This window comes from Thiocystis violacea (genome assembly GCF_016583565.1).
Taxonomy (GTDB): domain Bacteria; phylum Pseudomonadota; class Gammaproteobacteria; order Chromatiales; family Chromatiaceae; genus Thiorhodococcus; species Thiorhodococcus violaceus_A.
Genome location: NZ_NRRF01000013.1, coordinates 135,631 through 146,032, shown reverse-complemented (window position 1 = coordinate 146,032; position 10,402 = coordinate 135,631). Strand labels below are relative to the sequence as shown.

At 67.1% G+C, this 10,402-nt stretch carries 4 protein-coding genes; all 4 read left to right on the top strand.

The features are described 5' to 3' along the window. Positions 1-334: 334 nt before the first annotated feature. The 4 genes from CKO23_RS08265 (at position 335) to CKO23_RS08250 (ending at position 10,335) form a co-directional block, all read left to right on the top strand. Positions 335-5,434 (top strand): EAL domain-containing protein, encoded by a 5,100-nt coding sequence (locus CKO23_RS08265; protein ID WP_200329921.1) that lies wholly within the window; start codon positions 335-337, stop codon positions 5,432-5,434. Positions 5,435-5,439: 5 nt separating this feature from the next. Beyond that, on the top strand, positions 5,440-5,877 hold the full coding sequence (locus tag CKO23_RS08260) for an HIT family protein (RefSeq protein WP_207168474.1): 438 nt from the start codon (positions 5,440-5,442) through the stop codon (positions 5,875-5,877). Positions 5,878-5,965: 88 nt separating this feature from the next. Then, positions 5,966-7,186 (top strand): efflux RND transporter periplasmic adaptor subunit, encoded by a 1,221-nt coding sequence (locus tag CKO23_RS08255; protein ID WP_200329919.1) that lies wholly within the window; start codon positions 5,966-5,968, stop codon positions 7,184-7,186. Beyond that, positions 7,183-10,335, top strand: coding sequence for an efflux RND transporter permease subunit (locus tag CKO23_RS08250; protein ID WP_200329917.1), 3,153 nt, complete (start codon positions 7,183-7,185; stop codon positions 10,333-10,335). The genes CKO23_RS08255 and CKO23_RS08250 overlap by 4 nt, the downstream gene beginning before the upstream one ends. Positions 10,336-10,402: the final 67 nt, after the last annotated feature.

The following is a 10,402-nucleotide window of genomic DNA, read 5'->3' as shown; positions in this document are numbered from 1 at the left end:
CGACCAGCGGGTGCGTGACGGCAATTATGTCGCGTAGCGTGTGCTCAACCGAGGAGCCGGATGCGGTAGTCCCGCACGTCCGGATCTGTGGGAGCCGCGGGTGCGTAAGCACCCGTGGCCACCCGGTACCAGCGGGATTCGGTGGACTTCGCTCTCGCTCGTCCACCCTACCGGTCCAACCGATGACCAAGGCCATCGGAGCCGCGGATGGCGACGGTCGGAAGCGGTCTCGGGACAGGCGCTTGGCGATTCCTGTCATGACGAGGGCCATGTGAACCTCTGCGCCTCTGGGAAGAAGATGGTCAAACGAGCGATCGATCGGGCAGATCCGGCAATGCAGTCCCAGCCACGCGACTCGATCAGCAAGAAGCTGATGCACATCATCATGGTCACCACGCTGGTGTCCCTGGTAGTGGCCATGCTTGCGGTGCTGGGGCTGGAAGCCCTGTCCTATCGCCAGGCGCTCCTGCGGCACGTCTCCGTGCTGGCCCAGGCCGTCGGCACCACGACCACGGCGGCCCTGGAGTTCGGCGACAGCAAGACGGCCCAACGTCTGCTCAAGGCGTTGCATGCGGAGCCCGAGGTGAGACACGGCTGGCTGATGGACGTAGAGGGCCATCTGCTCGCCACCTATGCGCCCGAGCGCGGGGATTCGGCGGGGCGCGCCGCGGCCGCCGCGGCCGCGGATCTCCCGGACTGGATTGTGGCGGCGCTGTCCGCCGACCGGGAGACGCACGCCTTCACCAGTCGCGCCCTGCGGTCTGTCGCGCCTGTGATCTTCGACGGGGAACGCATCGGTTGGGTGGCGATCGATGCCGGTCTGGGCGGGCTCTATGCCAGTCTGCGCTTCAATCTCGTCTTGCTGCTCGGCGTGCTCTTGGCCGCCACGGGGTTGGCGAGGCTGGTCTCGGGTCGGCTCCAGCGTCCGCTCACCACGCCGATTCTCAATCTCTCCGCCGTCATGGAACGGGTGTCCAGCGAGCAGGACTACGGACTGCGCGCCCCCCCGGGCGAGGATGACGAGATCGGACGCCTGATTGCGGGCTTCAACGCCATGCTGGGCCAACTCGGCGAGCGCGACAAGCGCCTGGCCGAGCATCGTCAGCTCCTCGCGGCGGAGGTCGCCGAACGCACCCTTGACCTGTCGCGGGCGAACCAAGACTTGAGGGCGGCCGTGCGGGAGGCGCAGCGCGAGCGCGCCAGCGCCGAGCAGGCGAGGGAGGTCGCCGAGCAGGCGAATCGGGCCAAGTCGCAGTTCCTCGACAACATGAGCCACGAGATCCGCACCCCGATGAATGGCATCATCGGCATGACGGAGCTGCTGCTCGGCACCGAGCTGAGCGCCGAGCAGCGGCGCTTTTCCGGCGCGGTCGCACGCTCCGGGCGCTCCTTGCTGGCCGTCATCAACGACATCCTCGACGTCTCCAAGATCGAAGCCGGCCGTCTGGTGCTGGAGTGCGCCGAGCTCGATATCGCCGAGCGCATCGAAGAGGTCGTGGATCTCTTCGCCGAGCGCAGCCACGCCAAGGGGCTGGAGCTGGTCTGCTACCTCTCGCCCGATCTGCCGGCCAAGGTGAAGGGCGATCCCGGTCGCATCGCGCAGGTGCTGAGCAACCTCATCAGCAATGCCATCAAGTTCACCCAGGCCGGAGCGGTCAGCATCCGCGCCGGCATCGACCGGCGCACCGCCGATCGAGCGAATCTCCTGATCCAAGTGACGGATACCGGTATCGGCATCGCCGAACACGACCAGCGGGCGATTTTCGACGCCTTCGCCCAAGCGGACGGCTCCACGACCCGCGAGTTCGGCGGCACCGGCCTAGGGCTCGCCATCGCCAAGGAGCTGGTCGAGCTCATGGGCGGCGAGATCGGGCTCGACAGCCGTCTGGGCAGCGGCGCCAGCTTCTGGTTCTCGCTGCCCTTGCCCGTCGTGCAGTGGACGGCGCCGGCACCACCGGCGCACCAGGCACTCGCCGGGCGCAGGCTCTTGCTCGCCGCGCCGCACAGGGCGGTGCGCGAGGTCGTCGTCGCCTACGCGCGTCGGGCAGGTATCGATGTGCTGCAGTGCGAGCACTCGGAGGCGGCACTCGCGATCCTGCGCCAGTCCGACGCGGCTGGCGCGCCCATCGACCTCATGGTCTTGGACGCGAGCCTCCCGGACCTGGAGGCACTGGTGTCCGAGGAGGCGATCGCAAGAGATCCCGTCTTGGCGCGGCCAAGGCCCGTCCTGCTGACCTCCGCGCGTCTTGACGGGTCGTCGAGCCGGAGCGCCTTGCCTCGCCAGGGTGCCTCTCTGGCCAAGCCGGTGCGTCGGATACCGCTCCTGGACTGCCTGGCCGGCCGCGGCGCGGGCGCCGGCATGGCGGGCGCGTTGCCGGCGGAGGCGGCGCTTGACGTGGTCCAGGAACCGCCATCCCTGGGGCTCAAGGTGCTGGTGGCCGAGGACAATCGGGTGAATCAGGAACTGGCCGGGGCCATGCTGCGCAAGCTGGGCTGTGTGCCGACGCTGGCCTCCGACGGACAGGTCGCCTTGGACGCCAGCGCGGCCGAGTGCTTCGACCTCATCATGATGGATTGTCAGATGCCCAGATTGGACGGCTACGAGGCCACGCGGCTCATCCGGCTGCGCGAGACGAGCGCCGAGACGGCGCGGCGCACGCCGATCATTGCCCTGACGGCGCACGCCATGGCTGGCGACCGGGAACGCTGTCTGGCCTCGGGAATGGACGACTACTTGACCAAGCCCATCTCGCTGGCGCTGTTGCGCGAGGCCTTGGCGCGCTGGTCGGCGTCGGCGCGCGGCGAGGCGGTCGTGCTGGACGCGCAGATCCGCATTCAGCCAATGGCGGCGGACCAGGACGACCTGGGTGACCTGGACGACCTCGCCTGTCTGCCCATCCTCGAAGAGTCGGAGCTCCAGGATATCGCCAAGGCCGGCTTGGAGTCCGGCCAGGAGCTGGTCGAGCCTCTGATTCGCGGCTACCTGGCGTCCTCGCCGCCGTTGCTCGCGCAGTTCCGCGAGGGGCTCGAACTGCAGCGGCTGGACACCCTGACCAAGGCGCTGCGCGCGCTGCGCTCGGCGGCGGGGTCGCTGGGCGCGAGACGTTTCTCCGAGCTGTGCAATCGGCTGGAGCGTGCCGCAAGCGCGCCTGGCGGGGAGGGCGCCGGCCTGTTGGAAGCCGGTGTGATCTGGCCCATCGTCGAACGCCTCGATCGCGAGACCCGCGACGTCTTGAGCCGTTGGCTGCCAGACGGCGAGCGGTCGAGCGATGTTGGATCGACGAACCGCTCGCATGAGCGCGCGCAAGCGCCCGATCGGCGTCCACGCATCCTGGTCGTCGATGACGATGCCATCATGCATGAACTGGCGCGCCATAGCCTCGATCATTTCGGTTTCGCCTATGCGGGCGCCTACAGCGGCCAGGAGGCCATCGGACAGGTCGACGGGCTCCAGCCGGACCTGGTGGTGCTGGACGTCATGATGGAGGGGATCGATGGCTTCGAGACCTGCCGTCTGCTGCGTCGCAAACCCGGCTTCGAGCTGATGCCCATCCTCATGGTGACGGGTCTGGAGGACGTCGAATCCATCGAAAAGGCCTACGAATCCGGCGCCACCGACTTCCTCGCCAAGCCGGTCAATTGGACCCTCATGGTCCACCGGCTGCGCTATCTGCTGCGCGGGCATGCCACGCTGGCGGCACTGCATGTGAGCGAGGCGCGTAACAGCGCCCTCATTTCCGCGATACCGGACGCGCTGCTGCGCCTCGACCGCGACGGACACATCCTGCAGTTCAAGCCGGGCCGCGTCCTCCACGGGCTCGGCGCGCAGAGCGAGATGCTCGCCTCCGGGATCGCCGATCTTCTGCCCGAGAGCGTCTGCGTGGCGGTGCGGCGCGAGATCAAGGCGGTGCTGGCCGAGCGGACCGTGCGCGAACTCGAGATCGAGCTGCCCGCCGGCGATCGGGAGACGATCGCCTTCGATGCGCGTTTCATCGCCGTCGACGCCGATCAGGTGATCCTGCTGCTGCGTGACGTCACGGAGCGCCGCCGCCGTCAGCGCATGATCCAGGATCTGGCCTACCGCGACGGGCTCACCGGACTGGCCAATCGCCAGCAGCTCAATCAGGACCTGTCGGACGCGCTCGCCAACGCGCGCCGGCACGACGATCAGGTCGCCGTCATCTTCCTGGACCTGGATCAATTCAAGCGCATCAACGATTCCTTGGGGCACGGCATCGGCGACGAGCTGCTGCGGGCGGCCGCCCTGCGCCTGCAGTCCGCCGTCGATGAGGTCGTTCAGTCCGTTCGCGCGCAAGGTCGCCCGCTTGGGCAAACGGTGGCGCGGCTGGGTGGGGATGAGCTCACGGTCGTTCTCAGTGGCGCGGATGTGAAACAGGTCGCAAGCAGCGTCGCCGAGCGCGTCATCCATCGGTTCCGCGAGCCCTTCAGCATCGCCGGTCATAGCATCGTCTGCACCGTCTCCATCGGCATCGCGCTCTGTCCGGACGATGGCGATACCCTGGAGCTGCTCCTCAAATACGCGGATACGGCCATGTATGCCGCCAAGCTGCGCGGGCGTAACAACTATCAGCACTTCACCCCCTCCATGGGCGAGGCCGCCTCGCGCAAGCTCGACATCGAGGCACGCATACGCAAGGCGCTCGATCATGGCGAGTTCGTGCTGCACTACCAGCCCATCGTCGATCTCGACACGGGGGAGACCACTGCGTTGGAGGCGCTGTTGCGCTGGCAGGATCCCGAGCGCGGTTTGATCGGCCCCGTCTCCTTCATTTCGATCGCCGAGGAGTCCGGACTGATCTTGCCGCTCGGCTCCTGGGTGATCGACGAGGTGGGGCGTCAGCTTGCCGCCTGGCGCCAGCAGGGGCTTGCATTGACTGTTGCCATCAACCTGTCGGTCCGTCAGTTCAGTCAGCAGGGGTTGGTCGAGCATCTGTTGCAGGTGGCCGGTGACCTCGAGGACTCGGTGATCGAGCTGGAGATCACCGAGAGTCTGCTGCTCGAGCAGGATGCGCGACTCATCGAGACGCTCACCCTCCTGCGCTCGGAAGGTCTGCGGGTCGCGATCGATGATTTCGGTACCGGCTATTCCTCCTTGGCCTATCTGCAGAATCTCCCGATCGATACCCTGAAAATCGACCGCGGCTTCATTCGTGAGATTGGCCGCAGGCCGCCGAGCGATCCCCTGGTCCGCGCTGTCATCGCACTCGCCCGCGGGCTGGATCTGCGCGTTATCGCCGAGGGCGTCGAGACCGGCGAGCAACTGGATTTTCTGTTACAAGAAGGCTGTGATGCGGCACAGGGTTTCCTCCTCGCGCGCCCCTTGCCGCCCAGCCAGCTGACGACCTATCTCTTGCGCGGAGAACCCATGCTCAACGCCAGGTCGCGACCAAGGCGTCTGAGCCTATCCGGATGATGCCCATGGACAGAGACCCGATCGACGGCTTCAGCCTGCACCCGCGCCTGCGGACGGACACTTGGCCGCTGGGCGAGTCCGCCGGCACCCGGCTGCTGCTCATGAACAATGCCCTGCTGCCCTGGCTGATCCTGGTCCCCAAGAGCGAGGCCCGCGAGCTGCATCGGCTTGAGCCGGGCCTCAGGCAGGAGGTCCGCGCGCAGATGGACCTGATCTGCGACTTCATCGAGCGCGAGTTCCAGCCGCACAAGCTCAATGTCGCGACCATCGGCAATCTGGTGCCCCAGCTGCACATCCATCTCATCGGCCGCTACCGCAACGACGTCTACTGGCCCGCGCCCGTCTGGGGCCGGCAGGAACGCCGCGACTACCAGACGGAAGAGGTCGAGCGCCTGCGCGCCCGCGTCGCCGGCGCGCTGGGTCAGGTCTTCGCGCTCGGCTAGCGCGCCGCGCGGGACCCTCTTTCGGTCACACCTCGTCCGTGCTTTTGGACTAGCATTGGGCTGTCGCCCATTTCGACGAGGATTGCAGATGTTCGAGAACACCGTGGCGTTGGATTCACGCCCCTTGCCCGTTCGTGCGCCCTTCGATCGCGTCACCCCTGTTCCTGATGCCGCGGCGGTGCGCGTCGCCTCCATCGGGCTCGTGCTTGCGCTCGCCCTGACGGGCTGTCAGCCGCGGCAGCAGGGTCCGGCCCAGGAGCCGCCTCCCCCAGGGGTCGTGGCGGTGAAGGCGCAGACGCGCGCCATCGAGGAGGAGTCGCAGTTCGTCGGGCGGGTGGTCGCCGTGGAGCGGGTGGAGCTGCGCGCGCGGGTCGAGGGCTTCCTCCAGGCGCGCAGGTTCAAGGAGGGCCAGCCCGTCGCCGTGGGTGACCTGCTCTTCCAGATCGAGCCGGACCAGTACCAGGCCATTGTCCAGCAGCGCGAGGCGGATCTTGAGAAGGCCAAGGCGGACTCCCAGAACGCCGATGCGCAGCTGGCGCGCGGCAAGGAGCTCCTCAAGTCCAAGAACATCGCGCAGGCGAAAGTGGACGAACTCCAAGCCGCCGCGGCCGTCGCCAAGGCCAGCATCGCCCAGGCTGAGGCGGCGGTCACCGCCGCCAAGCTGGACCTGAGCTATACCCGCATCACGGCGCCGGTCGCCGGCCGTATCGGGTTGGCGCAGATCACCGTCGGCAATCTGGTTGCGCCGTCCCTGGGCGTGCTGGCGACCATCGTCAGTCGCGACCCCATCTATCTCCAGTTCCCCGTCACCCAGCGCCAGCTGCTGGAGGCGCGCAAGCAGATCACGGACAAGGGCGGCGACCCCGCGAACGTGACCGTGCGGGCGCGCCTGCCGGACGGGACCACCTACGCGCATCCCGGCCGCCTGGACTTCGTCGACGTCACCACGGATCAGGGCACCGACTCCGTCACCATCCGGGCCGAGCTGCCCAACCCGGACGGCCTGCTGGTCGACGGCCAGTACATCGGCGTGTTGCTGCAGAGCGCCGAGCCGCAGTCGGCCATCATGATCCCGCAATCGGCGCTGCAGGTGGATCAGCAGGGCGTCTTCGTGCTCGTCGTCGACGCCGAGAGCAAGGCGCAGGTCAGGCGGGTCGAGACCGGGCAGAGCAAGGGGGCCGACATCGCCGTGACCAAGGGGATCGAGGTGGGCGACCTGGTGATCAGCCAGGGCGTGCAGAAGGTGCGGCCTGGCCATGCGGTGAAGGTCGCGCCCGCGCAGCCGGTCGACGGGGGTGCCTCGCCATGATCTCGGACGTCTTCATCGATCGGCCGCGGCTTTCTATCGTCATCTCGGTCGTCCTGACGCTCGCCGGGCTCATTGCGATCACCCAGATCCCGGTCGCCCAGTTTCCGGATATCGTCCCGCCGCAGGTCTCGGTCAGCACCGCCTATCCGGGCGCGAGCGCCTCGGTGGTGGAGTCGACCATCGCCCAGCCGATCGAGTCCAAGGTGAACGGCGTCGACAACATGCTCTACATGAAGTCGGCCAGCGCCAACGACGGCAGCTATTCGCTGAACGTGACCTTCGCGCTCGGCACGGATCCGGACATCAACACCGTCAACGTCCAGAACCGCGCCAACCTGGCGATGGCCCAGCTCCCGGAGGAGGTCAAGCGCCAGGGCCTCACCGTCAAGAAGAAGTCCACCGCCATGCTTCAGGTGGTGGCCCTCTATTCGCCCAAGAACGCCTATGACGCCCTCTTCCTGAGCAACTACGCGACCATCAACGTCATCGACACCCTGGCGCGCGTGCCGGGTGTGGGCGAGGTCTTTCAGTTCGGGCCGCTCGACTACAGCATGCGCATCTGGCTCGACTCCGATTCCCTAACCGCGCTCGGCTTGACGCCATCGGATGTCATCGGGGCGATCCAGAGCCAGAACGTTCAGGCCGCGGTGGGGCGCATCGGCGCCCAGCCCATGACCCCGGATCAGCAGTTCCAGATCACGCTCCAGACACAGGGTCGACTGAGCGACGTCGATCAGTTCGAGAACATCGTGGTGCGCGCCAATCCGGACGGCTCGACGGTGCTGGTGAAGGACATCGGTCGCGTGGAGCTGGGCTCCAAGCAGTCGGATTCGGTCAGTCGGCTGGACGGCAAGGATACCGCCGGCATGGCCATCTACCTGGCGCCCGGCGCCAACGCGGTGGCCGTCGGCGACGGCATCAAGGCGGCGATGGAGCGGCTCTCGCAACGCTTCCCGGACGACATGGACTACACCGTCGTCTACGACACCACGGACTTCGTGAAGGCGAGTCTGGAGAAGGTCGTCCATACCCTGTTCGAAGCCTTCGCCCTGGTCATTCTGGTGGTCTTTCTCTTTCTCGGCAGTTGGCGCGCGACCCTGATTCCATTGATCGCCGTGCCGGTGGCGCTGATCGGAACCTTCGCCTTCCTGCTCGCCATCGGTTTCTCGGCCAACACCATCTCGCTGCTGGCGATCGTCCTGGCCATCGGGATCGTGGTGGACGACGCGATCGTGGTGGTGGAGAACGTCGAGCGCATCATGGAAGAGGAGGGTCTGCCACCGCGCGAGGCCGCCAAGAAGGCGATGGGCCAGATCACCGGGCCCATCATCGCCATCACCCTGGTGCTGCTGTCGGTCTTCCTGCCGGTCGCCTTTATCCCCGGAATCACCGGGCAGCTCTTCCAGCAGTTCGCGGCGGTGGTCGCCTTCTCCATGCTGATCTCCGCGATCAACGCGCTGACGCTGTCGCCGGCCCTGTGCGCCATCCTGCTCAAGCCGACCCACCACAAGCGCGGCGTCATGCGCTACGTGATGGGTGGCATCGATCGGGTGCGCGATGGCTACGCCGCCGTCGTCAGGCGGCTGGTGCGTTTCGCGCTGATCGTCCTGCTGCTGGTCGCCGGCGCCGGTGCCGCGACCGGCTGGCTGTTCAAGGTCACCCCGACGGGATTCCTGCCCGAAGAGGATCAGGGCGCCTTCATGGCGCAGATCCAATTGCCGGAAGGCGCCTCCGTCAACCGGACCTTGGAGGTGGTCAAGCAGATCGAGCAGCTGGTTCTGAAAGACCCCGCGGTCCTGCATGTGCTCACCGTGCCGGGCTACAGCATCCTGGACGGCAGCATCCAGTCCAATAGCGCAACCCTGATTGGGCGACTCAAGCCCTTCGAGGAACGACCGACGCCGGATCTCAAGGTGACGGCCGTGCTCGGGCGGATCCGCGCCGAAACCGCCGGGATGCCGAGCGCGCGGGTCATGCCGTTCAACCTGCCGCCGATCATCGGACTCGGCACGGGTGGCGGCTTCGAGTACCAGCTCGAAGACCTTCAGGGCCGTACTCCCGAGGAGCTGGCCGGTGTCATGCGGGCCATGGTCCTGGGCGCCAATCAGGATCCGGCACTGGCGGCGGTCTTCTCGACCTGGGCGACGGACAATCCGCAGGTGTTTCTCGATTTCGACCGCGAGAAGGCGCAGATCCTGGGCGTTCAGATCAGCGACATCTTCACCGCGCTCCAAGCCACGCTCGGCGGCTACTATGTCAACGACTTCAACAAGTTCGGGCGGGTCTGGCAGGTCCAGGTGCAGGGCGAGGAGGCCGACCGCAAGAGTTTCGACGACGTCTACCGCATCCATGTCCGCAACAGCCAGGGCGAGATGATCCCGATCCGCGCCCTGATGTCACCCGAGCTCATCCTCGGGCCGCAGCTGCTTCAGCGCTACAACAACTATCGCAGCGTCACGATTCAGGGCGGTCCCGCGCCGGGCCGCAGCTCGGGCGACGCGCTCGCGGCGATGGAAGGGCTCTCCCTCACCACTCTACCGAGTGGCTATGGTTACGAGTGGACCGGCACCGCCTTCCAGGAGAAGGAGGCCGGGGGCAAGACGCCCATGGTGCTGGGGCTGGCGGTGCTCTTCGCCTATCTCTTTCTGGTCGCGCTCTATGAGAGCTGGTCGATGCCGGCGGCGGTGCTACTGTCCGTCACCATTGGCGTGCTGGGGGCCATGACGGCCCTCTTGATCGCCCACCTGCCCAACGACCTCTATGCCCAGGTCGGCATCGTGGTGCTCATTGGTCTCGCGAGTAAGAACGCCATCCTCATCGTCGAGTTCGCCATGGAGGAGCGCGCGAGCGGCAAGTCCATCCTGGATGCCGCGGCCAACGCGGCACGCCTGAGGATCCGGGCGGTGCTCATGACCAGCTTCGCCTTCATCCTGGGTCTGGTCCCGCTCATCATCGCCAGCGGGGCGGGGGAGGCGAGTCAGCGCGGGGTGGGTACGGCGGTGTTCGGCGGCATGCTGGCCGCCTCGCTGATCGGCGTCTTCCTGATCCCCATGCTCTATGTCGTCTTCCAGCGGCTGCGGGAGAGGCTGCACGGGGCGCCGAGCGTGCGCGGGCAGGAGGCGGGCGCGGAGTCGCGGGCGGAAGCTTGAGCTGATCGCGCGCACCGTGGTCGGGTGCGACCAGACGTCATGCGCGCCAGCCAGGGGCTGTAGGTTG